At 67.5% G+C, this 24,161-nt stretch carries 19 protein-coding genes; 4 read left to right on the top strand and 15 right to left on the bottom strand.

Annotated elements, in window-relative coordinates; genetic code table 11:
* The first annotated feature begins 205 nt into the window (after positions 1–205).
* Positions 206–427: a hypothetical protein gene (locus ACEN9Q_RS04530; protein WP_495627513.1), complete on the top strand. Its 222-nt coding sequence runs from the start codon at positions 206–208 to the stop codon at positions 425–427.
* Between the two features lie 27 nt (positions 428–454).
* Positions 455–2,659 carry a bifunctional SulP family inorganic anion transporter/carbonic anhydrase gene (locus ACEN9Q_RS04525; protein ID WP_495627512.1) on the top strand — a complete coding sequence of 735 codons (2,205 nt, stop codon included), beginning with the start codon at positions 455–457 and terminating at the stop codon, positions 2,657–2,659.
* Between the two features lie 28 nt (positions 2,660–2,687).
* On the opposite strand, the gene ACEN9Q_RS04520 is transcribed toward ACEN9Q_RS04525, so the two are convergent.
* The 7 genes from ACEN9Q_RS04520 to ACEN9Q_RS04490 all read right to left on the bottom strand — a co-directional run bounded on the left by ACEN9Q_RS04520 (position 2,688) and on the right by ACEN9Q_RS04490 (position 14,894).
* Complete coding sequence (locus ACEN9Q_RS04520; protein ID WP_495627511.1) at positions 2,688–4,805, bottom strand: hybrid sensor histidine kinase/response regulator; 2,118 nt, start codon at positions 4,803–4,805, stop codon at positions 2,688–2,690.
* A 299-nt stretch (positions 4,806–5,104) separates the two neighbouring features.
* A complete protein-coding gene (locus tag ACEN9Q_RS04515) occupies positions 5,105–5,800 on the bottom strand; it encodes a response regulator transcription factor (RefSeq protein WP_495627510.1) in 696 nt (231 codons plus the stop codon).
* A 62-nt stretch (positions 5,801–5,862) separates the two neighbouring features.
* A complete protein-coding gene (locus ACEN9Q_RS04510; protein WP_495627509.1) occupies positions 5,863–10,116 on the bottom strand; it encodes a hybrid sensor histidine kinase/response regulator in 4,254 nt (1,417 codons plus the stop codon).
* Entirely contained in the window at positions 10,113–11,282 is a 1,170-nt protein-coding gene (locus ACEN9Q_RS04505; RefSeq protein WP_495627508.1) for a patatin-like phospholipase family protein, read from the bottom strand. The genes ACEN9Q_RS04510 and ACEN9Q_RS04505 overlap by 4 nt, the downstream gene beginning before the upstream one ends.
* A 121-nt stretch (positions 11,283–11,403) precedes the next feature.
* Positions 11,404–13,197 carry a gamma-glutamyltransferase gene (gene ggt, locus ACEN9Q_RS04500; RefSeq protein WP_495627507.1) on the bottom strand — a complete coding sequence of 598 codons (1,794 nt, stop codon included), beginning with the start codon at positions 13,195–13,197 and terminating at the stop codon, positions 11,404–11,406.
* A gap of 85 nt (positions 13,198–13,282) precedes the next feature.
* The gene (locus ACEN9Q_RS04495) at positions 13,283–14,047 is read right to left on the bottom strand and encodes a 3-hydroxyacyl-CoA dehydrogenase (RefSeq protein ID WP_056447267.1); all 765 of its coding nucleotides are present in this window, start codon (positions 14,045–14,047) and stop codon (positions 13,283–13,285) included.
* Between the two features lie 100 nt (positions 14,048–14,147).
* The gene (locus ACEN9Q_RS04490) at positions 14,148–14,894 is read right to left on the bottom strand and encodes a hypothetical protein (protein ID WP_495627506.1); all 747 of its coding nucleotides are present in this window, start codon (positions 14,892–14,894) and stop codon (positions 14,148–14,150) included.
* Between the two features lie 203 nt (positions 14,895–15,097).
* Between ACEN9Q_RS04490 and ACEN9Q_RS04485 the strand changes: the two genes are divergently transcribed.
* On the top strand, positions 15,098–16,396 hold the full coding sequence (locus ACEN9Q_RS04485) for an acetyl-CoA hydrolase/transferase family protein (protein WP_495627505.1): 1,299 nt from the start codon (positions 15,098–15,100) through the stop codon (positions 16,394–16,396).
* Between the two features lie 52 nt (positions 16,397–16,448).
* Here the strand turns inward: ACEN9Q_RS04485 and ACEN9Q_RS04480 are convergent, their stop codons facing one another.
* On the bottom strand, positions 16,449–16,646 hold the full coding sequence (locus tag ACEN9Q_RS04480) for a hypothetical protein (protein ID WP_162251942.1): 198 nt from the start codon (positions 16,644–16,646) through the stop codon (positions 16,449–16,451).
* Between the two features lie 234 nt (positions 16,647–16,880).
* On the opposite strand from ACEN9Q_RS04480, the gene ACEN9Q_RS04475 reads away from it, so the two are divergent.
* The gene (locus tag ACEN9Q_RS04475; RefSeq protein ID WP_495627504.1) at positions 16,881–17,405 is read left to right on the top strand and encodes a DsbA family protein; all 525 of its coding nucleotides are present in this window, start codon (positions 16,881–16,883) and stop codon (positions 17,403–17,405) included.
* Here the strand turns inward: ACEN9Q_RS04475 and ACEN9Q_RS04470 are convergent.
* The 7 genes from ACEN9Q_RS04470 to ACEN9Q_RS04440 all read right to left on the bottom strand — a co-directional run bounded on the left by ACEN9Q_RS04470 (position 17,383) and on the right by ACEN9Q_RS04440 (position 24,024).
* Entirely contained in the window at positions 17,383–19,563 is a 2,181-nt protein-coding gene (locus ACEN9Q_RS04470; protein WP_495627503.1) for a sodium-translocating pyrophosphatase, read from the bottom strand. The two genes, ACEN9Q_RS04475 and ACEN9Q_RS04470, sit on opposite strands and share 23 nt — an antisense overlap.
* Before the next feature lie 184 nt (positions 19,564–19,747).
* A complete protein-coding gene (adk, locus tag ACEN9Q_RS04465; RefSeq protein WP_056447254.1) occupies positions 19,748–20,404 on the bottom strand; it encodes an adenylate kinase in 657 nt (218 codons plus the stop codon).
* Between the two features lie 202 nt (positions 20,405–20,606).
* Positions 20,607–21,359 (bottom strand): 3-deoxy-manno-octulosonate cytidylyltransferase, encoded by a 753-nt coding sequence (gene kdsB, locus ACEN9Q_RS04460; protein ID WP_056447251.1) that lies wholly within the window; start codon positions 21,357–21,359, stop codon positions 20,607–20,609.
* A 4-nt stretch (positions 21,360–21,363) separates the two neighbouring features.
* Positions 21,364–21,537 (bottom strand): Trm112 family protein, encoded by a 174-nt coding sequence (locus ACEN9Q_RS04455; RefSeq protein WP_082548234.1) that lies wholly within the window; start codon positions 21,535–21,537, stop codon positions 21,364–21,366.
* Positions 21,518–22,546 (bottom strand): tetraacyldisaccharide 4'-kinase, encoded by a 1,029-nt coding sequence (gene lpxK, locus ACEN9Q_RS04450; RefSeq protein WP_495627502.1) that lies wholly within the window; start codon positions 22,544–22,546, stop codon positions 21,518–21,520. The genes ACEN9Q_RS04455 and lpxK overlap by 20 nt, the downstream gene beginning before the upstream one ends.
* Before the next feature lie 420 nt (positions 22,547–22,966).
* A complete protein-coding gene (locus ACEN9Q_RS04445) occupies positions 22,967–23,419 on the bottom strand; it encodes an ExbD/TolR family protein (RefSeq protein ID WP_495628914.1) in 453 nt (150 codons plus the stop codon).
* Positions 23,419–24,024 carry a MotA/TolQ/ExbB proton channel family protein gene (locus ACEN9Q_RS04440; protein WP_495627501.1) on the bottom strand — a complete coding sequence of 202 codons (606 nt, stop codon included), beginning with the start codon at positions 24,022–24,024 and terminating at the stop codon, positions 23,419–23,421. The genes ACEN9Q_RS04445 and ACEN9Q_RS04440 overlap by 1 nt, the downstream gene beginning before the upstream one ends.
* Positions 24,025–24,161 lie beyond the last annotated feature (137 nt).

The following is a 24,161-nucleotide window of genomic DNA, read 5'->3' as shown; positions in this document are numbered from 1 at the left end:
AATTTACGACCACGGCAATAATTAGTTGATTGCCTGCAATTCATTTATGAGATTACCCTAAGGGGGGACCCGGTCAACCGGTGCGCGCCGGCCGGTTTGTCAGATTCCCAATTCCGCATCATATAAAGCAATAAAAATACCCCTGGAAAAACCGCTTTTATCCAAATATATTTCCGGCCGAAAGAATTGTAACGTCCCGACTTTCATGCTGGACGCATTTGCAAAATGCATGTTATATTTTTTCGCCGTCGCTTTAACAATCGGCCTCCTGAAAATGCATCAAATCGGTGCATTGCACCGTTTTGATTCATCCCGATCAAACGTTCATGAATCCGGATTCATCGGCGATACGCCGATGCAAAGCCGTTATATCGCCATGCGCAAATCTGTTTCGCCAGGTCGCGAAAAACCCGCGCATTCTGACTGACAACCATCGTTCTTCCGTGAGATTCCCATGCATACGAATACCCTCAAGTACGATTTGCCGGCCGGCATAGTAGTATTCCTTGTCGCCTTGCCCCTGTGTCTCGGTATTGCCCTCGCCTCGGGCGCGCCTTTGTTTTCCGGGATTATTTCCGGCATTATCGGCGGCATCGTCGTCGGTGCCGCCAGCGGTTCCCACACGAGCGTCAGCGGTCCCGCCGCCGGGCTGGCCGCCGTCGTCCTGGCCTCGATCGCGAAACTCGGCGCATTCGAAGTCCTGCTCGCATCGATATTGATCGCCGGCGTGGTGCAACTGATACTGGGCGTCGCCCGCGCGGGTTTCATCGCCAATTACATTCCCTCGAATGTCATCAAGGGATTATTGGCGGCGATCGGCATCCTGCTGATACTCAAACAGATTCCCCATGCGATCGGCTATGACAGCAATCATGCCGACGAAACATCCTTCATCCAGGCCAATGGCGAAAATACGTTTTCGGCCATCCTGCACGCGGCCGGCGCCATTACGCCCGGCGCGCTGATCATCGCACTCGTGTCGATGCTGATCCTGGTGTATTGGGACAAGACGCCGCTGAAAAACGTCAAACTGCTCCCGGCGCCGCTGTTCGTCGTCGCACTGAGCGTATTGCTGCATCTGGCGTTCAACCGGTTCTTTCCGGCGCTGAGCATCGCACCGGCCCACCTCGTCGATATTCCGCCCCTCGATATGGCCAACCTGGGGAATTACCTGCGATTCCCCGACCTCGCCCATTTCACGAATCACGACGTCTGGATGGTCGGCGTCACGATCGCCATCGTCGCGTCTCTGGAAACGCTGCTGAACGTGGAAGCGGTCGACAAGCTCGATCCGCACAAGCGCGAAACGCCGCCGAACCGGGAACTCGTCGCGCAGGGCGTCGGCAATATCTGCGCCGGCCTGCTGGGCGGCCTGCCCGTCACGTCGGTCATCGTGCGCAGCTCCGTCAACGTCCAGAACGACAACCGGACCAAGGCATCGAGCATTTTTCACGGCGTGCTGCTGCTCGCCAGCGTGCTCGTGCTGGCGCCCGCGCTGAACCTGATCCCGCTGGCGGCGCTGGCCGCGATCCTCATCGTGACGGGCTACAAGCTGGCCAAGGTTTCGCTGTTCCGCGACATGTACCGCAAGGGCTGGTCGCAATTCCTGCCGTTCGCCGTCACCGTCGCCGCCATCGTGTTCACGGACCTGCTGACGGGCGTGCTGATCGGTCTCGCGGCCAGCCTGTTCTACCTGATGCGCAGCAATTTCCGTAATCCGTTTTCGCTGGAGCAATATCGCCTGCACATAGGCGACGTCGTCAAGATGGAATTGCCGAACCAGGTGTCGTTCCTGAACAAGGCGACGATCAAGAGCGCGCTGTGGGATATCCCGGAAAATGCGCACGTCGTGATCGACGCCGCCAACACGGACTATATCGACAACGACGTGCTGGAGATCATCGACGACTACCGCGTCGTCGCGGCGGAACGCAACGTGCGCCTGAACGTCATCGGCCTGCGCGACGAATACCGCCTGCACGACCCGATCCAGTTCGTGCCCGCGCTCGACAAGGACACGCAGAACAAGCTGCGTCCGGCCGACGTCCTGCAACTGCTGCGCGACGGCAATGAACGCTTCCGCGCAGGCCGCACGACGAACAAATACTATCTGCACCAGGTCGAGGCGACGGCGGCCGGACAGCATCCGATGGCGGTCGTCGTCAACTGCATCGATTCGCGCACGTCGCCGGAAATCATTTTCGATGCGGGCCTGGGCGACCTGCTGACGGTGCGCATCGCGGGCAACGTGATCAGCCGCGAGATCATCGGCAGCCTGGAAATCGCGCACAAGCTGGGGGCGAAACTGATCGTCGTGAAGGGCCATTCGAGCTGCGGCGCGATCGGCCTCGCGCTGCAGAACGAAGGGGCGCACAGCGTCGGCGCGATCACCGGCAAGATCCGCAAGGCGATCGAGGATTGCCAGTGCGGCGCGCACCATCCGCCCGCGGGGCAGGCGCTGCTCGAGCAGGTCACGCGCCGCAACATCGAGAATTCGCTGGACGAGATCATCGCCGGCAGCGCGTTCCTGCGCGAGCGCGTCGCGCGCGGCGAGATGGGGCTCGTGGGCGCGTACCACGACATCGCCACGCGGACCGTGCATTTCGGCGAGCTCGTCACGCCGGACGATGCCGGCGGGCGGAACGACCTCGCCGCCTGACGCGGGCGCCGCGCCGGGGCCGGCGCCGTCAGGCGGCTTCGGCGCGGGTCTCGGCCCCGGCTTCGGCGCCGAGCCCCTGCGACAACATGCTCCCGACCTTGTCCACGAGCGCGTTCATGGCGAACGGCTTGGTCAGGATTTCCATCTGCGCGGGCAGTTTTTCGTTCTTCATGACCGTGCTTTCCGCATAGCCCGTCACCATCAGCACGGGCAGCTGCGGCCATTGCACGCGCACGTGGTCGGCCAGCTGGCGGCCGTTCATGCCGTTGGGCAGGCCGACGTCCGTCACGAGCATGTCCGGCCGCGCGTCCTTCAGCAGGCGCAGCGCCTGCGGGGCGTCGCAGGCGACGAGCACCGTGTAGCCCTGCAGCTCCAGCACCTCGCTCATCACGGCGCGGATGTCGGCCTCGTCGTCGACGACCATCACGACGCCCTTGCGGCTGCCGGCTTCCAGCGGCGGTTCGACGTCCGCGGCTTCCGCCGGCGGCGTCTCCACGAGGTGGCGCGGCAGCAGCAGGCGCACCTCGGTGCCCTGCGCCGGCCGCGATTCGATGCGCACATTGCCGCCCGACTGGTGCGCGAAGCCGTACACCATCGACAGGCCCAGGCCCGTGCCCTGCCCCATCGGCTTGGTCGTGAAGAACGGGTCGAACGCGCGCGCCACCACGTCCGGCGGCATGCCGGCGCCGTTGTCGCGCACGCTCACCTGCACGTACTCGCCGGGCCGCAGGTCGCCGTGGCGGCGCGCCTGGGCCGCGCTCAGGGTCACGTTCTCCGTCTCGATGACGAGCAGGCCCCCTGCCGGCATGGCGTCGCGCGCATTGTTCGCGAGATTCAGCAAGGCGGATTCGAGCTGGTTCGGATCGCACAGCGTCGTCCACAGCGCGGCCGCGAGCCGCGTGCGCACGGCGATGGACGGGCCGGCCGCGCGCTCGATCAGGTCCGTCATCGACATCACGAGCGCGTTGACGCTGGTCGGCTTCGGGTCGAGCGCCTGGCGGCGCGAGAACGCCAGCAGGCGGTGCGTGAGCGCGGCCGCGCGCTGGGTCACGCCGAGGGCGGCGTCGATGCGCGTCGTCAGGTCGCCCGTCTGGCCCATGCGCAGGCGCAGCTTCATCAGTTCCAGGTGGCCCGTCACGCCCGCCAGCATGTTGTTGAAATCGTGCGCGAGACCGCCCGTCAGCTGGCCCACCGCTTCCATCTTCTGCGACTGGCGCAGCGCTTCCTCGGCCTGGCGCAGCGCGTCGGCCTGGTGCTTTTCGGCCGTGACGTCGCGCGCGACGCCGTACAGCAGCTCGCCCTCCGGGGAGATCGTCCACGACACCCAGCGGTACGAACCGTCCTTGTGCAGCAGCCGCACTTCGTAGCCGACGAGCGGCATGCCGCCGGCCAGCACGTGCATCTTGTCCAGCACGTCGTCGCGGTCTTCCGGGTACACCATGTCCATGAACGGGCGCGTCGTGGCCTCGTCGAAGCTCCAGCCGAAGCTCGCGCTGAACGCCGGGTTCACGGTGAGGAAGCGCCCGGTCGCCAGCGACGCCGCGCACATCACGTCGGGCGAGATGCGCCACAGCCGTTCGCGGTCGCTCGCGTGCGACGCGACCTGGTGCGTCAGCGCCTCGTTCAGGCGCCGCAGCGTCTCGTCCTTCCGGCGCAGCGCCGCGAGGGCATGCACCTTGTCCGTCGTCTCGACGACCGTGCACAGGATGCCGCCGACGGTACCGTCGTCGTCGCGCACGGGGCTGTACGAGAACGTGAACCAGGCCTGTTCCGGATAGCCGTGGCGCGCCATCGGCACCGGCGTGTCCTCGTGCCAGGTGGCCTCGCCGGCATAGGCCTTCATGGCGATCGGTCCGACCGTGTCCCACGCTTCGCGCCAGACGGTGCGGAACGGCAGGCCGAGCGCGGCCTTGTCGCCGAGCAGCGGCGCGTAGGCGTCGTTATGGAAACTGATCAGGTCGGCGCCCCAGCACAGGAACGTGGGGAACCGGGAATTCAGCGCCAGGCCCAGTGCGGTGCGCAGCGCGGCCGGCCAGTCCTCGATGGGCCCGAGCGGCGTGGCGCGCCAGTCATGGGCGGCGATGCGCGCGGCCGTCTGGCCGCCGCCGGTGAGGAAAGTCAGGCTGGGGGAAACCGTGGTCTTCATAATCCTCGCTCATGCAATCCCAAGTCGATGGCGTGCTCCCGGCACTCTGTGGTGCCGTGCAAAGTCGACTATTTTAATGACAAGCTCATGACGGACGGCGCGCGCTTGGCGCGGTCCGTACGGGGCAAAAAGGACGCCCGACAAGTTGCCGTACTGCCTGGGGAGTGGTGCATGCCGGCCACGGCAAAAGATCAGTATGCCGGAATCCGCAGCCGTGTGGAGGGTAGATTTACAACATTTTTATGACAATTTTTCGCCTTTTCCAGCAGGAATTTAACGTTGCAGGAAAGGTGAACCGATCACATGGCGAGGTGCCGGGTGGCATCCGTCTGGCGCAACACGGCCCGGTGCGCGGCTTCCAGTTCGCGCGCGAGGCCGGCGTCGTCCGGGGCGGCGCGCAGGGCGTCGAAGCCCGCCGCGGCGCCGTGCAGGCCGAGCGTGCGGCACCCTTCGCACAGGCGCGCGAGATGGGCGCGCGCGGCATCCACCTGGCTGGCGGCCAGCATCGCGGCCAGGTCCGTGCCGGCACTGACCAGCTGGCGCTGCAGCCCGCCGAGGTACAGCAGCAGGCGCGTGGCGTCGATGCCGAGGCGGCGCAGCGTGGCCGCGGGCTGCTCGTCCGCCGCGCGCATCAACGGGGTCAGGTGGAGGGCGACCCGCGCGCTGTCGAATGGCTTGACGATGTAGCCGGCCGCGCCCAGCGAGAGCGCCTGCTCCATCGTCGCGCCGTCGGCGGCGGCCGAGACGAGGACGAACGGCAGGCCGGCAAAGCGCGCATCGGCCTTGGCGCGGGCCAGCAATTCCATGCCGGACAGGCGCGGCATGCGCAGGTCGCAGAAGACGATCGTCGGGTCCAGGCCGCCGTCCAGCTGTTTCCAGGCGTCCTCGCCATCCTCCGCTTCCAGCACATCGAATACGCCGCTGGCCGCGCTGTCGATCATGTGCATCAGCATCATGCGCGACACGACGTCATCGTCGACTAACAAAACCTTCATCCCTGCCCCATGTGTCGCAATTGTTAAATGGAAATTATACAGACATCCGGGGTGCGCACGATTCAGGCCGGTTCGGCTTCGAAGCGGGCGAGCAGGTCCAGCAGGCGCGGCAGGCCGGCGCGCACGGCGTCCAGCTGGCCCGCGTCGGCCAGCCCTTCGAGTTCGGCGCACAGCGCGCGCAGCGACGCCTCACCGAGGTAGCCGGCGCTGCCCTTGAGGCCGTGCAGGACGCGCCCGGCCGTATCGTGGTCGCCCTGCGCCAGCGCGAGGTCCAGTTCGGCGCGGCGGCGCGGCAGGTCGGCGAGGAAGGCGCCGCGCAGCCGCTCCTTCAGGTCGCCCGTGCGGCGGCCCGCGTTGTGCGCCGCCACGGCCGGGAGCAGCGGGTCGCTCGCGACGTCGAACATCGCGTCCAGCTCCGCAGTCGACGGCGCGCGCGCGGCCGGCTCCGGCATCGGCGGAAGCACGATGCCGCGCTGCAGCTGGCGCTCGATGGCGCGCGTCAGGTGGAAGTGCAGCTGGGCGTCGTCGATCGGCTTGGTGATGAAGGCATCCATGCCGCAGGCCAGGTAGCGCGAGCGGTCTTCCTCGCTGACGTTGGCCGTGAGCGCGACGATCATCAGGTGCTGGTCGAGCACGGGCGCCTCCAGCGGGCCGCCGGCGCGGATCAGGCGCGTGGCCGAGGCGCCGTCCATCTCGGGCATGCGGCCGTCCATCAGGATCAGGTCGAAGCGCGTGCGCGCGCAGGCCGCCACGGCCAGCGCGCCGTTCTCGACGACGTCGACCTGGTGCCCCAGTTCTTCGAGCATCATGCGCACGATGATCTGGTTGGTCGGGTAGTCTTCCGCGCACAGCACGCGCAGGCGGTGCGTGTGCGGCGCGCGCGGCCGGTCGTCGACGACCGGGGGCTGCACGCCGTCCGCCAGCGGCAGCACGAAGCTGAACGTGGAACCGACGCCCGGCGTGCTGGCCACGCCGATCGTGCCGCCCATCAGCTCGACGAGCTGGCGGCAGATCGCCAGGCCCAGGCCCGTACCGCCGTAGCGCCGCGTGGTCGTCGCGTCGGCCTGCTCGAATTTCTGGAACAGGCGCGGCAAGGCGTCCGGCGCGATGCCGATGCCCGTGTCTTCCACCGAGAAGCGGATCATGTTGCGGCCGGCCCGGTCGTACTGGTCCTCGGGCCGCCGTTCGACGCGCACGGTGACGGACCCGCTCTCGGTGAACTTGAAGGCGTTGCCGACGAGGTTCACGAGGACCTGGCGCAGCCGCGTGGGGTCGCCCACGACGAAGCGCGGCAGGTCCGGATCGAGGCTCACGCCGAAGCCCACGCTGTGCGCGCCGGCCTGTTCCTCGAACAGGGTGACGACGTGCCCGATGTTCTCGTCGAGGACGAAGTCGATGTTCTCGATGGTCAGCTTGCCCGCCTCGATCTTGGAAAAATCGAGGAGGTCGTTGATGATCGCGAGCAGCGACTGCGCATTGGCCTGGCCGCGCAGGATCTGCTCGCGCGTCGACTCCTTGAGGACCGTGTCGCGCAGCGCGAAGCCGAGCATGCCGATGACGCCCGCCAGCGGCGTGCGCATCTCGTGGCTCATGTTGGCCAGGAATTCGGACTTCTGGCGCGTCGCGTCTTCCGCGCGCTGCTTGGCCTGGTACAGCCGCTCCTCGTTTTCCTGCAGCGCGTCGTTGGCGAGCGCCAGCTCGTTCGTGCGGCGCCGCACCTGGCGTTCCTGCTCGCGCAATTCCTCGGTCTGGCGTTCGAGCAGGCGGTTCTGCTGCTCGATCCGTTCCGTACGCGCGCTGACCTGCTGTTCCAGCATGGCCTTCTGGCGGCGCAGGACGTCCACGCGGATGCGGTAGGCGCCGTAGCAGCAGCCGATCACCACCAGCGCGCACAGCGTGCGGAACCACCACGTCTTCCAGTACGGCGGCAGCACCGTGACTTCCAGCGTCGCGGCGGCGTCGCTCCAGATGCCGTCCTTGTTGGCCGCGCGCACCTGGAACGTGTAGCGGCCCGGGTCGAGGTTCGTGTAGGTGGCGAAGCGCTTGCTGGCGTCGACGCCGATCCAGTCCTGGTCGAAGCCCACCAGGCGGTAGGCGAAGCGGTTGCGGCCCGGCGCGGCGAAGTGCAGTGCCGAGAACTCCAGCGAGAACACGGAATCCTGCGGCGTGAGCGTGATGCCGGACAGGCGTTCGATGGGCCCCGGCAGCATGCCCGGCCGGACGTCCTGCCATGGCTGGCCGAAGATCTGCAGGCCCGTGATGACGGCGCGCGGCGCGATCAGGTTGTCGTGCAGCGCGCGCGGATTGAACGCCGTGATGCCGTTGTTGCCGCCGAAGTAGAGGGTGCCGTCGGCCACGCGCAGCGCCGACGCGTCGAAATAGGCGCCTTCGATGGTGCCGTCGGTCGCATTGTAGTTGCGCCACGCGCCGCTGGCCGGATCGAGCCGGTGCAGGCCGCTCGAGCTCGACACCCAGATGAAGCCGTCGAGGTCTTCCTGCATCGCGGCCACGACGTCGTCGGCCATGCCGTCGCGCACCGTGTAGCGCTGGAAGCGTGGCGTGCCGTCCGGGCCGATCACCATGCGGTTCAGGCCCACGGCCGTGCCGACCCACAGGTCGCCGCGCCGGTCTTCCAGCAGGTAGTGCACCTCGTCGTGCGACAGGCTCGTCGGATCGTCCGGGTCGTGGCGGAAGTGGCGGAACTTGCCGGTCGCGCGGTCGAGCAGGTCGAGGCCGTCGAACGTGCCGACCCAGAAGCGGCCGTGGCGGTCTTCCAGCATGGGGCGCACGATGTTGTCGGCCAGGCTCGCGCCCACGGCCGGGTCGTGCTGGTACGTCGTCTGCTTGCCGTCGGGCGCGATGCGGTGCAGGCCGCCGCGGCTCGCGGCCCACACGGTGCCGTCGCGCGTGACGTGGACATTGCGCACGTAGTTGGCGTCGACGTCGTCCGCGGACAGCGTGCGCCGCGTCAGCTTTCCCGTTGCCGGGTCGAAGCGCGCCAGCCCGTTGCGCGTGCCGAGCCACACGGCGCCGTCGCGGCCGAGCGCCACCGACGTGGCCATCGCGTCGCCGGAGATGCCCGCTTCGACAGGCGCCAGGCGCCACGCCTGGTCCGCGCCCGTCGCCGGATCGAACAGGTGCAGGCCGCCGTTCGTCGCCAGCCACAGCTTGCCCCCGCCGTCGCCGACGATGCCGCGCACCTTGTTGTCTTCCAGCGCGAGCGGCGTGTCGTCGCCGCGCACGATGCGCGCGAAGCCGCCGCTGCCCATGTCGGCGCGCGACACGCCGCCGTACCACGTGCCGACCCAGAACGTGCCCACGCGGTCGCCGTACAGCGCCGTGACCTGGTTGTCGCCCAGGCTGTAGCTGTCGGTGATGCGGTGCGGATGCCGTTCGAACTTGCCTTGCGCGGGGAGCCAGCGGTACAGGCCGCGGTCGTGCGAGCCGACCCAGACCTGGCGCTCCGCATCCTCGTACAACACGCTGATCTCGCCGGACGGCATGCCGTCCTCAAGGCCGAACGTGCGGACCTCGCCCTTCTGGCCGACCGGCAGCCGTTCCAGGCCGCCCATGCTGCCGACCCACAGGCCCTGGCCGGCGTCGACCATCAACGCCTGCACGAAGTCGTACTTGCCGCCGCGCGGCGACGGGTGGTGGCGGAAGTGCATGCGCTCCGGATCGAGGCTGTCCAGGCCGGCCGCGGTGCCGATCCACAGGTGGCCGTCGCGCGCGCGCGCGAGGGCCGTCAGCTTGTCCGAGGCGAGGCTGTCCGGCACGCCGGGCACGTGGTGCCACGTGTCGAAGCGGCCGCTGGCGATGTCGAAGTGCTGCAGGCCGTCGGCCGTCGCCAGCCACAGGCCGTCCTTGCCGTCGTCCAGGATGGCGCGGATGTGGCGGTTGCCGTTGCCGCGCTTGGCCGGTTCGTCCGGCAGGAAATGGGAGAACGCGCCGGTGGCGGGCTCGTACCGATCGAGGCCGCCGTCCGTGCCGATCCACAGCCGGCCCTTGCGGTCGACGTAGAGCACGCGCACCCAGTTGTTGGCGAGCGTCTTGGGGTCGCCGACGACGTTGCGGAAATTCGTGAAGCGGTAGCCGTCGTAGCGCGACAGGCCGGACTGCGTGCCGAACCACATGAAGCCGTCCGGGTCCTGGACGATGGACAGCACGGACTCCTGCGCCAGGCCGTCGTCCACCGACAGGTGTTCGAAGCGCAGGGTCGGCGTCGGCGCGGCCTGGGCGCACCCGAGCCACAGGAACATCCACGCAAGCGCCAGCAGCGCCTTGAGCGCCTTGGGCGCGGAATGCCATCGTCTCATGCTTCGAAAAACTCCAGTACGTCGTGGCGCCGGACATAGGTGTCGCGCTGGCCCAGTGCCATCAGTTCGCGCGTGTAGCCGCCCTCGAACAGCAGATACGACGCGAGCGCGGCGCCGCGCGCCTCGATGGCCCCGATCCCGCCGAGCAGCGTCCGCACGGGCCCCGGCAGGCTGCCCGCGTGGCGCGCCGCGATGTCGTCCAGGCGCTCCGACGGCACGATCGCGAGCAGTTCGATGCGGCGCAGCGGCGTCTTCGCAAGCAGCTCGTCCGGCACCATGGCCAGGGTGGCGTTGACGCGCTGCAGGCGCTCGATGTCCATCGCGAGGCTGTCGAGGAAGATCGACGACAGCGCGTGACCGGCGATCTGCGCCAGGCTCGGATAGCGCACCCGCGCCGGCAAATGGTTCACGGTTTCGTTCATGCGCCCCGCGCCCACGACGAGCACGCGGTGCGCGCCCAGGTGGATCGCGGGCGCGATCGGCGCCAGCTGGCGCATCGAGCCGTCGCCGCAGAATTCCAGGCGGCCGTCCAGGTACAGCGGCACGGCCGGGAAGATGAACGGCAGCGCGCTCGACGCGAGCAGGTGTTCGACGCCGATCTGCCCCGCGAGCGCGATGCGCTGGTGGCGCTTCCACGGCGCGATCTCGCGCTCGCTCTGGTAAAACGTCACGTGCTGGCCGCCGCTGTACGACGACGCGGTGACGGCCAGCGCATCGAGGCAGCCGCTGGCCAGCGCCGCGTCCAGGCGCGGCAGGTCGAGCATGCGGTGCAGCAGGCCGACGAGCGGCGTGTTGTCGAGCAGCGAGGTCGGCGGCGCCGCATGCCACTGGCGCAGCATCCAGCCGAACGACAACAGCGACAGCCAGCGCGCGCCGGAGCGCAGCACGCCCAGCGAGTCGGCGCGATACACCTGCGTGACGTCGATGCTCTCCCACACGTCCACCAGCTGGTCGACGCCGTCGCCGAAATCGTCGGCGCGGCAGGCCAGCGCGGCGGCGTTGAGGGCGCCGGCGGACGTGCCGCAGATGATCTCGAACGGGTTGCGCGCGGCGGGCCAGCCCGCCTCCCCCAGGATGCGGGAGATTGCCTGCATGACCCCAGCCTGGTAAGCCGCGCGTGCGCCGCCTCCGCTGAGGATCAACCCCGTTTTACGTTCAATGTCCACACGGCAAGATTAGCAAACTCTGCTTAACTTGCGTTGAATAAATAGCTTCTCGACAAACACTTCGTTGTATGGAGGCCTCGACAAACGGTAAAAATGTCGGTGGCGTAACGAGCCCCACCCGTCAATCGCCTTTTGCGATACCTTCGCGACGCGGGTCGGCGCCGCCGAACCACAGCGGCACGCCGTGGATGTCCATCCGCGCGATCCCTTGCAGGCCGGACGTCTGCTCGAATACGCGGACCGTGTGGCCGCGCGCCTTGAGCGCCTCGATCTCGGCCGCCGGGAAGCGGCCGGTCTCCAGTTCGGTCGGTCCGTTGCGGCTGCCGAAATTGGGCAGGGAGATGGCCTGCTGCATGTCGAGGCCCCAGTCGAGCGTGCCGACGAGGACCTTCGCCACGTAGTTGATGATCAGCGGACCGCCCGGCGAGCCGACGGCTTCCACGAACCGCCGCGTCTTCTTGTCGAACACGATCGTCGGGCTCATCGCGCTGCGCGGGCGCTTGCCCGGCTCGACGCGGTTGGCGATGGGGCCGCTGGCGTCGCGCGAATCGAACGAGAAGTCGGTGAGCTGGTTGTTCAGGATGAAGCCGTCGACCATCTGGCGCGACCCGAACGCGTCCTCGACGCTCGTCGTCATCGACAGGCCGGCGCCGTACGGATCGACGGCGACGATGTGCGACGTCGAATGCGCCTCGATCGAATTGTCCATGCCCCAGTTCCAAGCCGACTCGACGCCGGGCGGATGGCCGGCTTGCGCCTTGCCCATCGACCGTTGGCCGATCAGGCTGGCGCGCTGGGCGAGATAGCCCTTGTCCAGCAGCGCGGGGATGCCGCGGCCGGGCAGCGGGACGAAGTCGGTGTCGGCGGCGTAGCGGTCGCGGTCCGCGTACGCGAGGCGGCCCACTTCCGAAAACAGGTGCACGGCCTCCGTGCCCGGGATGCCGTCGCTGGGGGCCAGCGCTTTCATGTCGCGCGTCTCGAGCATGCCGAGCATCTGTGCCACGGCAATGCCGCCCGACGACGGCGGCGGCATGCCGCACACGGTGTAGGCGCGGTAGTCGTTGCAGACGGGTTCGCGCAATTTCGGCTGGTAGGCGGCGATGTCGGCGGCGCTCAGGAGGCCGGGATTGGTCGGGTGGCTCTTGACCTTCGCTTCGATGTCGCGCGCGATCCGGCCCGTATAAAACACCTCGGCGCCGCCGTCCGCGAGTTCGTGCAGTGTGCGCGCCAGCGCGGGGTTCTTCAGCACGTGGCCGACGGGCCACGGATTGCCGTCCGGCGCGTAGAAATAGGCGCGCGCCGTCGGGTCCTTGCGGATGTACGCATCCTCGGCGAGCAGGCTGTGCAGGCGCGGGCTGACGGCGAATCCTTGCTCGGACAGGCGGATCGCCGGCTGGAACAAGGTCTTCCACGGCAGCTTGCCATGCTGGCGATGCGCCAGCGCGAGCATGCGCAGCACGCCCGGCGCACCCGTCGAGCGGCCGCCCACGATGCCTTCGCGGCGCGACATCGGCGTGCCGTCCGGATGCTGGAACAGGTGCTCATCCGCCTTCGACGGCGCGGTCTCGCGGCCGTCGTAGGCCTGCACCTTCTTGCCATCGTAATACATCAGGAACGCGCCGCCGCCGATACCGGACGATTGCGGCTCGACGAGCGTGAGCACCAGCTGCGTCGCGATGCCCGCGTCGATCGCCGTGCCGCCCTGCTTCAGCATCTCGTAGCCCGCCTCGACGGCCAGCGGATTCGCGGCCGCCACCATGTATTTGCGGGCCGTCCAGCCAGCCTTTTCCGTGTAGCCGCTGGCGGCTTCCGGGGCCTGCTGCAGGGCCGGCGCGTCCTGCGCGAACGCGACGATCGGGTGACAGGCAGCGGCAAACGCGCTGCCGAGGACGAGGGCGAGCAACTTCGATTTCATGCGATCTCCACAAATGACAAACGCGCGGTCGCGCGCCGATACCGTGGAGCATCGTACCCGAAATTGCCTGACGGCTCACGCCGTCTTACTTCGGCTGCATGCGGATCGCGCCGTCCAGGCGGATCGTCTCGCCGTTCAGCATCACGTTTTCGATGATGGTCATGGCCAGGTGCGCGTACTCGCGCGGCATGCCGAGGCGCGGGGGAAACGGCACCATCTTGCCCAGCGAATCGCGCACTTCCTGCGGCATGCCCATCAGCATCGGCGTCTCGAAGATGCCCGGCGCGATCGTCATCACGCGGATGCCGCTGCGCGACAGGTCGCGTGCCATCGGCAGGGTCATGCCGGCCACGCCCGCCTTCGACGCGCCGTAGGCGGCCTGGCCGATCTGGCCGTCGAACGCGGCGACCGACGCCGTGTTGATGATGACGCCGCGCTCACCGTGTTCCAGCCCCTCTTCCTTGCCCATCGCATCGGCGGCGAGGCGGCACATGTTGAAGGTGCCGACGAGGTTGATGTTGACGGCGCGCTGGAACGCCTCGAGCGGGTGCGGGCCGTCCTTGCCCACCGTCTTGATGGCCGGCGCGACGCCGGCGCAGTTGACGAGGCCGCGCAGGCTGCCCAGCGCGAGCGCCGCCGCGACGACGGCCTGGCCGTCCGCTTCCGACGTCACGTCGCACTTCACGAAACGTGCCGCGGCGCCCAGCTCGGCGGCCAGCGCCGCACCCGCTTCCTGCTGCACGTCGGCCAGCACGACCTTGCCGCCCGCTTCCACGATGGTGCGCGCGGTGGCCGCACCCAGGCCCGAAGCGCCGCCCGTCACGATGAACACATTATTCTGGATTTGCATCTGTCTCCCCTTCACTGGTCAGCTGGATATTGTCTTGCCGTTTACGTAAACGTCAACCAGCGGATTTTAGCGGGGTTTTGGTGGAAACACCATGCGTTCATCAAAAACACTGCACGGTCGTGCCGGTCCGGGTGCACATGCGGCCGCCGCTGCCGACGCCCGCGTTCCCGCTGCCGTTGAACGTGTTGCCGGCCGCATCCGTGCAAGCGATGCCCTGGCAGGCCCGGATCACGCTGGAACTGGGCACCGTCGGCTGCGGCGCGGGCAGCGGCGGCGGGATCGGCACGGCGGCCGTCGCCGGAGGCGCCTCCCCGGAACGCAGCGGGCGCGGCGCCATCGGGCCTTCGCTCTGCCAGGCCTGGTGGCGGCGCGCAGCGCGGCGGCGCTGTTCCTCCAGTTGCTGTTTGCGCTGCTCTGTGCGCTGCTTGTCGGTTAGTTGCTTTTCTTGCGGCCGGGCCTGCTGAGGCGCCGGATCGCGGGCCAGCGTGTCCGCTTCGTCGCGCACCTCGGCCGGCGCCTTGCGGACCGGATCGGCATCCTGTGGGCCGCGCGGCGCCAGCACCGGGCCATAGCTCAGCCCGGCCGCCGGCGTGTGTCCGCCCGCGGTCCCGCCGTTGACCGCCGGGCCGGCCCTGCCGGCAGCCGGATGTCCTTGCGCCGCGCTGGCTTCGTCGGCCACGGCGGCTTCGCGGTTCGCCTGGTCCGTGCGTTCCGACTGGCGCTGCGTGGCCGCGTCCTGCGCGCGCGCCTGCGGCGCCTGGGCCACCCCGGCCGGCGCCATGCCGGACCAGGCCAGCGCGGCGCATGCGGCCAGCGCGGCCGCGGCTGACTGTCGTCGTTGTGCCATGATGTTCGCTCCTCGTCCTTGCATTATCGGCCGCGCGGACCCGGCCTGGCGCGCAACTGTGCATTGAACACGCGTCAGGTACGCGTCAGTATCTTCGGCCACGCTGTTAAGCTGCCACAACGCATGTTTTTCAAACAATAACGACGGGAAGGCTCGAACAACCTGCCGCAATGGTTGTTCGAAGCCGCCGACAGGAGACGACCATGCAGACGATGCAGGAGATGTACCGCGCCCGGCGCGGCAGTGCTTTCGATGCCCTCAACCACGTGCGCAACGGCGACATGATCGTCGTGCCGACGGGTGTCGGCGAACCGCCCACTTTGCTGCACGCGCTGTCGGACGAATGCCGCGGCTTCAACGACGTCCAGGTGGCGCAGATCCTCGCCATGCGCAAGTACGGATATTTCGCCCAGGAGCACCGGGCGCACGTGCGCCATGCCGCGCTGTTCTTCGGCGGCGCGTCGCGCGCCGGTGGCCAGGGCGGCTGGTGCGATTTCATCCCGAATTATTTTTCCGAGATTCCGATGCTGATCGAACGGGGCCTGATGCCGGCCGACGTCGTGTTCGCGATGGCCTCGCCGATGAGCGCCTCCGGCCACTTCGCTCTCAGCCTCGGCACCGACTACACGATGGCGGCCGTGGCGAAGGCGCGCGCCGTCGTGCTGGAGGTGAATCCGCATGTCCCTTACACGCACGGCCAGTGCCACGTGCACATTTCCCAGGTCACGGCGCTGGTCGAGAGCGAGGAACCGATCATGGAAGTGGGCCTGCCGCGCATCGGCCCCGTGCAGGAAGCGATCGGCCGCCTCGTCGCCGAGCACATCGAGGACGGATCGACGCTGCAGATCGGCTACGGCGGCATTCCGGACGCCGTCGTCATGCAGCTGACGAACAAGCGCGACCTCGGCATCCACACTGAGATGATCGGCGACGGCATCCTGACGCTCGTGGAGGCCGGCGCCGTCACCAACCGCAGGAAAACGCTGTTGCCGGGCAAGATGGTGGCGACGTTCGCGCTGGGCTCGCGCCGGCTGTACGAGTTCATGCACCACAATCCGATGCTGGAGATGCATCCGTCGAATTTCACGAACGACCCGTACATCGCCGGGCAGAACGACAGGCTCGTGTCGATCAACGCCAGCCTGCAGGTGGACCTGCTCGGCCAGTGCGGCAGCGAAAGCATCGGGCACCTGCCCTATTCCGGCACGGGCGGCCAGGTGGATTTCGTGCGCGCCGCGAACCGCTCGCGCGGCGGAAAATCGTTCATCGTGCTGCCGTCGACGGCGAAGGACGGCACCGTCTCGCGCATCGTGCCGACCCTGGCGCCCGGCACCCACGCGACCACGAGCAAGAACGACGTCAACTACGTCGTCACGGAATGGGGCGTGGCCCAGCTGCGCGGCAAGTCGGCCAAGCAGCGCGCGCAGGCGCTGATTGGCATTGCGCATCCGGACTTCCGGCCCTGGCTGCGCGAGGAGGCGGACCGGATGTGCGTGTTTTAAAAGAAAACGGGACCCGCAGGTCCCGTTGGCGTGCCCGGCGTCAGCGCTTCAGTCAGGCGCGGACGTCCTCGATGGCGCCCCGTACGTGATCGGCGCCGAGCGCGCCGGCCATGCCGTAGACCAGCAGCGCACGCTGCAGCTCGGCACGGCTCGTGCCGTCGGTCTGCTGCATGCTGTCCTGGCGCGGAGCGTTGGTGGGATCAAGGCCGGGGGCGTCGGCTACGCCCTTTCTTCCGAGATTGCTCGTCATGGTTTTCTCCATTTGGTTAGTAAGCTGGCGCGTTCCGTTTCTAATCATTTCTGAAACAAACCGCTGATGGCGCTACTGTACCGCAACGGAGGCGATCACGTCGCCATCTGTTTTGTTTTTACACCTATCTTCTTGCCGGGTGAAAATTTACTACACGACCGCGTGCGTCATGCCATCATGGCGCCCATGATGCGGCCTGCCGTGTTGGCGCGCCGCCGTACCGAGGAGACAGCGATGCAACGAGTTGACGAGATCGGCAACGCCGAGCACGTGCGCGGACCGGCGGATGCCGCGCTGACGGTGATCGAGTATGCCGACTTCCAGTGCCCGTACAGCGCACGCGCCCACCTCGCACTGCGCGACCTGGACGGGCGCTTCGGCGGCATCCGCGTGATCTACCGGCACCTGCCGCTGGCGCACCTGCACCCGCTGGCCGAACTGGCGGCGGAAGCGGCCGAGGCCGCGGGCAGCCAGGGCCGGTTCTGGGACATGCACGACCTGCTGTACGAACGACAGCGCCACATCCGCGACGGGCAGGATCTCGCCGCGCTGGCGGAAAGCTTGGGCCTCGACGTCGAACGCTTCCGCGCCGAGATCCTGGAACGCCGCCATCGCGCCCGCGTGCAGGCCGATGCCGAACGCGCCCGCCACGACGGCGCCACCGGCACCCCGACCCTCTACATCAACGGCGTGCGCTACCACGGCGATTCGGACCGCGCGTCGCTGGAGCGCGCGCTCAACGGGGCGCTGGGACGCTGACCGCCGCGCGCGCGGGAGCCGCCAGTCCGACGCGCAGGCCTTGCTGCCGAGCCGGCACCGTGGCCGCATGCGCCGTCGCGGCCGGCGCCGGATACAGCGACTGCGGCGCCGACACGGCCAGCCAGCCGCCCGCCGGCAGCAGCGGCACCAGCAGCAGCGCCACGATGTTGATGATCTTGATGAGCGGATTCACGGCCGGCCCCGCCGTGTCCTTGTACGGATCGCCCACCGTGTCGCCCGTGACGGCGGCCTTGTGCGCATCGGAGCCCTTGCCGCCGTAGTGGTTGTCTTCGATATATTTCTTGGCGTTGTCCCAGGCGCCGCCGCCGGTCGTCATCGAGATCGCGACGAAGAGTCCGGTCACGATCGTGCCCATCAGCATGCCGCCCAGCGCCGCCGGTCCCAGCAGCATGCCGACGAGGATCGGGACGATCACGGGCAGCAGCGACGGCAGCACCATCTCGCGGATGGCGGACGCGGTGAGCATGTCGACGGCCTTGTCGTATTCCGGCTTGCCGGTGCCCGCCATGATGCCGACGATGTCGCGGAACTGGCGCCGCACCTCGATCACGACGGCGCCCGCCGCCCGCCCCACCGCTTCCATCGCCAGCGCCCCGAACAGATAGGGAACGAGGCCGCCGATGAACAGGCCCACGATCACCATCGGGTTCGACAGATCGAACGCGAGGTGCGTGCCCTGCGCTTCCAGCGCATGCGTGTAGTCGGCGAACAGCACGAGCGCGGCCAGCCCCGCCGAGCCGATGGCGTAGCCCTTCGTGACGGCCTTCGTCGTGTTGCCGACGGCGTCCAGCGGGTCGGTGACGGCGCGCACCTGTTCTGGCATGCCGCTCATCTCGGCGATGCCGCCGGCGTTGTCCGTGATCGGACCGTAGGCGTCGAGCGCGACGATGATGCCGGCCATCGACAGCATCGCGGTGGCCGCGATGGCGATGCCGTACAGGCCGCCCAGCTGGTAGGCGACGAGGATCGCCGCGCACACGACCAGCACCGGGTACGTCGTCGACTTCATCGACACGCCCAGCCCCGCGATGATGTTGGTGCCGTGGCCCGTCGTCGACGCTTCGGCGATGTGGCGCACGGGCGCGAACTCCGTGCCCGTGTAGTACTCGGTGATGTAGACCATCAGGCCGGTGAGGGCGATGCCGACCGTGGCGCAGCCCAGCATGCGCCAGCGCATGGCCCCGTCCGGCCACACGAGCCACGTGACGACGGCGAACCCGACCAGCGACAGCGCCGCCGACCACCACAGGCCCGTGTACAGGGCGTACATGATCTTGTGCCCCGGATGGTTCTTCACGAGCGAGCAGCCGATGATGGAGGCGATGATCGACACCCCGCCCAGCAGCAGCGGATAGCTCATGCCGGCGCCGCCCATGCCGGGGATCATCAGCGCCCCCAGCAGCATCGTGGCGACGAGCGTGACGACATAGGTCTCGAACAGGTCGGCCGCCATGCCGGCGCAATCGCCGACGTTGTCGCCCACGTTGTCGGCGATGACGGCGGGATTGCGCGGATCGTCCTCGGGAATGCCGGCCTCGACCTTGCCGACGAGGTCGGCGCCGACGTCCGCGCCTTTGGTGAAGATGCCGCCGCCCAGGCGCGCGAAGATCGAGATCAGCGACGCGCCGAACGCCAGCCCGACGAGCGGCTGGATGACGTCATGGGGCGGCAAGGCGGCGTCGGCGCGCAGGATGAGGATCCAGTAGAACAGCGCCACGCCCAGGAGGCCGAGCCCGACCACCAGCATGCCCGTGATGGCGCCGCCGCGGAAGGCGACGTTCAGGGCTGCGTCGAGCCCCGTCGCGGCCGCCTGCGCCGTGCGCACGTTGGCGCGTACGGAGACGTTCATGCCGATGAAGCCGCAGGCCCCGGACAGCAGCGCGCCGGCCAGGAAGCCGCCCGCGGTGGCGGGACCGAGCAGGAAGAAGATGGCGACCAGCAGCACGATGCCGACGATGGCGATGGTGCGGTACTGGCGCGCCAGGTAGGCCGAGGCCCCCTGCTGGATGGCCAGCGAGATTTCCTGCATGCGGCCGTTGCCGGGATCCTGCTGCAGGACCCATCGGCGCGACCACAAGCCGTAGAATACCGCGATGACGCCGCACGCGACGGCGAAGATGAGCTGCGCGGATGCCATGTCGTCCCCCTCGTTCTTCGATCAAACAACCACAGTCGAAGGCCGTCATGCGATGTCCGCTGGAGCGGCCTGCCTTGCTGCATTTGCCGCCCGAAACGTGCGACAAAACTTTGATCTAAAAACCTGGACGGATGGCACTAGTCATCCGGAGCCAAAAAGAGCGGCTTGCGCCGCCCTGGAATGCTCAGCCTGCGAGTGCCGCGAATGCGGCGTCCCGTACCTGTTCGACCGGGCCGACACCCGAGATCTTGCGATATTTCGGCGCGCCCGGCAGGCCCGATTCCGCCCACTTGTTGTAGTAGCCGAGGAGAACTTCGGTCTGGTTATGGTACACGGCCAGGCGTTTCTTGACCGTTTCTTCCGTATCGTCGTCGCGCTGGACCAGCGGTTCGCCCGTGACGTCGTCGCGGCCGTCGACTTTCGGCGGGTTGAACTTGATGTGGTACACGCGGCCCGAGGCCGGGTGGCTGCGGCGGCCGCTCATGCGTTCGACGATCAGCTCGTCGGGCACGTCGATTTCCAGCACGTAGTCGATCTTGACACCGCTGTCCTTCATGGCGTCGGCCTGCGCGATGGTGCGCGGGAAGCCGTCGAACAGGTAGCCGTTGGCGCAATCCGATTCCTTCAGGCGCTCCTTCACCAGGCCGATGATGATGTCGTCCGACACCAACTGGCCCGCATCCATCACCTTCTTCGCAGCCAGGCCCAGCTCGGTGCCTGCCTTGATGGCCGCACGCAGCATGTCGCCGGTGGAAATCTGGGGGATGTTGTACTTTTCTTTGATGAAGTTTGCCTGGGTGCCTTTACCGGCGCCGGGGGCTCCTAACAGAATGAGACGCATGAAGGATTCCTAAAGGTATCTAATAATTTTTTTAGCGCAGTTATCGTTGCGCACAGATTGCGCACAGATAACCGCATTGATGCATGTCTGACTAGCTGGTACGAAACTTACCACAAAAGCAGCATTCGACGCCACTGACGGCCGGCGATCTCTCAGCCGTTTGACCTGGCGCAAGCAGCCTGAAGAGTAGTTTCCAACAGGATCAAGATGTATAGAAAAGCCGCACCCGTTCCAGGTCGGCGGGCGTGTCGACGCCGGCGTGCGGCGCGTCGTCCGTCACGTGGACGGCGATGGGCACGCCATGCCACAGCACGCGCAGCTGTTCCAGCGCCTCGATCGATTCCAGCGGCGACGCCTCCAGTTGCGGATAGCGCTGCAGGAATGCATTGCTGTAGGCGTACAGGCCGATGTGGCGCAGCGGGACGTAACCGGCCGGCAGCTCCTCGCGGGTGGCGGCGAAGCCGTCGCGGTGCCACGGGATCGTCGCGCGCGAGAAGTACAGCGCACGCCCGGCCTTGTCCAGCACGACCTTCACGACGTTCGGATTGAAGGCATCGGGCGCGTCCGACAGCGGATGGGCGCAGGTGGCCATCGGCACGTCCGCAGAAATACGCGCGGCGCAGGCGGCCAGCAGCGCGGGGTCGATCAGGGGCTCGTCGCCCTGCAGGTTGACGACGACGGCATCCGGCGCCAGGCCCAGCGTGCGCGCCACTTCGGCGATGCGGTCCGTGCCGGACGGGTGATCGGCGCGCGTCATGCAGGCCTCGATGCCGTGCGCGGCGCAGGCGGCCGCGATGTCGGGATGGTCGGTGGCGACGATGATGCGGGACGCGCCCGATTGCTGCGCCCGTTCGGCCACGCGCACGACCATCGGCTTGCCGCCCAGGTCCGCGAGCGGCTTGTTCGGCAGCCGGGTCGAGGCCAGGCGTGCCGGGATGATGACGACGAAACTCATCGGATCACAGGGTCGGCTCGACCTTGCGCGCCTCTTCGGCCCACATGATCGGGATGCCGTCGCGGATCGGATACGCGAGGCGGTCCGGGCGACAGATCAGTTCCTGCGCTTTCTTGTCATATTCGAGCGGTCCCTTGCACAGCGGGCAGACCAGGATATCAAGCAGTCGGGCGTCCACGACATTTCTCCACGATTTGGGCAGCCAGCGCGGCATCGATCTGCGCGCCGACCGGCACGACCCACAGGCGCGGGTCGTTGTTGATTGTTTCAAGTTGCCGACATTTTACTGCATCCTTCTCCGTCACCAGGATGACGTCGGCCTCGACGGCGCGGAACGGGTCGTCGAGGAAGTCGTGGTGGTCGGGCAGCGGCAGCTCGGCGACCTCCAGCCCGGCGGCGCGCAGCATCGCGAAGAAGCGCCCCGGATTGCCGATCCCGGCCGCCGCCAGCACGCGCTTGCCGCGCAGGTGAGCCAGCGGCACGCGCTCGTTCGCGTCCATCAGGCGCTCGGCGTGGTCGCCCGCCAGGCGCATCTGCCACGGCGGCCCGTGCAGCGCCGCGGCCAGCGCCGGCGTGATGTCCGGCGCGTTGACGACGGTAAAATCGCGCCGCCGCGATGGCGCCTCGCGCAGCGGGCCGGCCGGCAGGGTCCAGCCGTTGCCGGTGCCGCGGCCGTCGAACAGGACGATCTCCACGTCGCGCGCGAGGGCATAGTGCTGCAGGCCGTCGTCGGTGATCAGAACGTCCACGTCGGGATGCAGCGCCAGCAGGTGGCGCCCGGCCTCGACGCGCTTGCGGCCGACGACGACGGGGCAACCCGCCCGGCCCGCGATCAGCAGCGGTTCGTCACCGACATCCTGCGCGCGCGACGTCGGCAGCACTTCGCGCGGGGCCTCTTCCGCGCCGCCATGGCCGCGCGAGATCACGCCCGGACGCATCCCGGCCGCGCGCAACTGCTGCGCCAGCCAGATCGTCAGCGGGGTCTTGCCGGTGCCGCCGATGAAGATATTGCCGACCACCACCACGGGCACAGGCAACCGTTCCGATTTCAGGATGCCCGCGCGGTACAGCGCGACGCGCAGCGCGACCAGCACGCGCAGCAGCAGCGCAAGCGGCAACAGGGCGATGGCCAGCGGCCCGCGGCGGAGCCAGGCGCGGGTCAAGGTGGATTCGAGGGAGGATGCCATGTAAAGCTTTAGTTCGGAAAACGCCTTAGGCTGTGTCTGACCGTCTGCCGGTACGGAACGAATGTACTTAGCGCCCGCCGAAGGTCGTTCCGGCGAAGGCGGGCTAGCGCCGCTGGTGCTATCCCGCCAAATTTGCACACTACGAGACGCGACGAGCTTGGGCCCCTGCCTTCGCAGGGGCGACGGTCTTACTGCTGGCAAAACAAAAAAGACGCGTCAGCTCAAAACCGGCTTGGGCCCCTGCCTTCGCAGGGGCGACGGTCTTACTGCTGGCGAAACAAAAAAGACGCGTTAGCTCAAAACCGTCGTCCCCGCGAAGGCGGGGACCCAATTTGCATGCGCATCGTCAGCGCTCGCAGAACTTAGGGTCCCGCCTGCGCGGGAAGTCGTTTCCGGCAGTGCCGGGAACGACGAATAGTCCTACTTCTGCCCGCCCGTCTGCGCCGCGAACGTCAGCTTGTCGTAACCGGCCATGCGCGCCGCTTCCAGCACGTTGATCACCATCTGGTGCATCGCGAACTGGTCGGCGTTGACGATGATCACGGGGTCCTTCACGGGCGTCGCCAGCGGCTGGCCGTCCGGACCGATGCCGGCCGCGCGCCTGAGGTCGTCCGCCAGGCTGGCGACGCCGTGGAACGCGACCGGCACGTTATTCACCGTGTAATTACCCTTGGCATCGACCGTCACGTTGATTTCGAACGGCTTCTCGGCGGCCTTCTCGGCATCGGCCGTGGGCAGCGTGATCTGCAGTTCCGTGAACTTGCTGTAGGTCGTCGTGACCATGAGGAAGATCAGCACGACCAGCAGCACGTCGATGAACGGGATCAGGTTGATTTCCGGATCCTCGCGTTTGCGGCCGCGGCGGAAGTCGATCATTTGCGGGCACCGTGCACGACGTCGACGAATTTCACGGCCTGCAGCTCCATGTCGATGATGAAGCTGTCGACCAGCGCGCGGAAATGGCGGTAGAACACGAGGGCCGGCATGGCGATCGCCAGGCCGAAGCCCGTGTTGTACAGCGCCACGGAGATGCCGTGCGCCAGCTGGGCGGGATTCGTGCCGCTGGCGTTCTGGACGCCGAAGATCTCGATCATGCCGACGACCGTGCCGAACAGGCCCATCAGCGGCGCCAGCGACGCGATCGTACCCAGCGTCGTCAGGAAACGCTCGAGCACGTGGGCGACGCCCCTGCCCGCTTCCTCGATCGATTCCTTCATCACGTCGCGCGGCGCGTCGACGTTGCGCAGCGCGGCAGCCAGCACGGCGCCGAGCGGGGAATTCGTCTGCAGCTTGTCGATGATGTCTGGAGTGACCTTGCCGTTGCGATAGACCTGGATCACTTCATCGAGCAGCTGGCGCGGCAGGATCTTTTCGCGGCGCAGGTAGATCAGGCGCTCGATGATCAGGGCCAGGGCAATGATCGAGGCGATCAGCAACAGCCAGATGGGCCAGCCGGCAGCTTGGAGAATGGCGAGCAAATGGGACTCCTGGATGAGTAAAAATCAATAGACAAGGTAGTTGCGCAATGTAACGTGTTGCCCGGTTTGCGGCAAGTAGAGTTCTGCACACTTTCTGTGGATAAAAGTGTGCGCAAGGCACGCTTGTTCTGCCAAGT

The sequence above is a fragment of the Massilia sp. Masssp93 genome (assembly GCF_059491295.1).
The sequence above is the reverse complement of the archived record's forward strand: the minus strand, read 5'-3'. Positions and strand labels throughout refer to the sequence as shown.

Excerpts from the sequence above, each read along its gene's own strand:
- ACEN9Q_RS04490 (WP_495627506.1), bottom strand. The coding sequence starts at position 14,894 with ATGGCACAACGACGACAGTCAGCCGCGGCCGCGCTGGCCGCATGCGCC.
- ggt (WP_495627507.1), bottom strand. The coding sequence starts at position 13,197 with ATGAAATCGAAGTTGCTCGCCCTCGTCCTCGGCAGCGCGTTTGCCGCT.
- ACEN9Q_RS04475 (WP_495627504.1), top strand. The coding sequence starts at position 16,881 with ATGCAACGAGTTGACGAGATCGGCAACGCCGAGCACGTGCGCGGACCG.
- ACEN9Q_RS04495 (WP_056447267.1), bottom strand. The coding sequence starts at position 14,047 with ATGCAAATCCAGAATAATGTGTTCATCGTGACGGGCGGCGCTTCGGGC.
- ACEN9Q_RS04525 (WP_495627512.1), top strand. The coding sequence starts at position 455 with ATGCATACGAATACCCTCAAGTACGATTTGCCGGCCGGCATAGTAGTA.
- adk (WP_056447254.1), bottom strand. The coding sequence starts at position 20,404 with ATGCGTCTCATTCTGTTAGGAGCCCCCGGCGCCGGTAAAGGCACCCAG.
- ACEN9Q_RS04510 (WP_495627509.1), bottom strand. The coding sequence starts at position 10,116 with ATGAGACGATGGCATTCCGCGCCCAAGGCGCTCAAGGCGCTGCTGGCG.
- ACEN9Q_RS04515 (WP_495627510.1), bottom strand. The coding sequence starts at position 5,800 with ATGAAGGTTTTGTTAGTCGACGATGACGTCGTGTCGCGCATGATGCTG.
- ACEN9Q_RS04480 (WP_162251942.1), bottom strand. The coding sequence starts at position 16,646 with ATGACGAGCAATCTCGGAAGAAAGGGCGTAGCCGACGCCCCCGGCCTT.
- lpxK (WP_495627502.1), bottom strand. The coding sequence starts at position 22,546 with ATGGCATCCTCCCTCGAATCCACCTTGACCCGCGCCTGGCTCCGCCGC.
- ACEN9Q_RS04470 (WP_495627503.1), bottom strand. The coding sequence starts at position 19,563 with ATGGCATCCGCGCAGCTCATCTTCGCCGTCGCGTGCGGCGTCATCGCG.
- ACEN9Q_RS04485 (WP_495627505.1), top strand. The coding sequence starts at position 15,098 with ATGCAGACGATGCAGGAGATGTACCGCGCCCGGCGCGGCAGTGCTTTC.
- ACEN9Q_RS04530 (WP_495627513.1), top strand. The coding sequence starts at position 206 with ATGCTGGACGCATTTGCAAAATGCATGTTATATTTTTTCGCCGTCGCT.
- kdsB (WP_056447251.1), bottom strand. The coding sequence starts at position 21,359 with ATGAGTTTCGTCGTCATCATCCCGGCACGCCTGGCCTCGACCCGGCTG.
- ACEN9Q_RS04520 (WP_495627511.1), bottom strand. The coding sequence starts at position 4,805 with ATGAAGACCACGGTTTCCCCCAGCCTGACTTTCCTCACCGGCGGCGGC.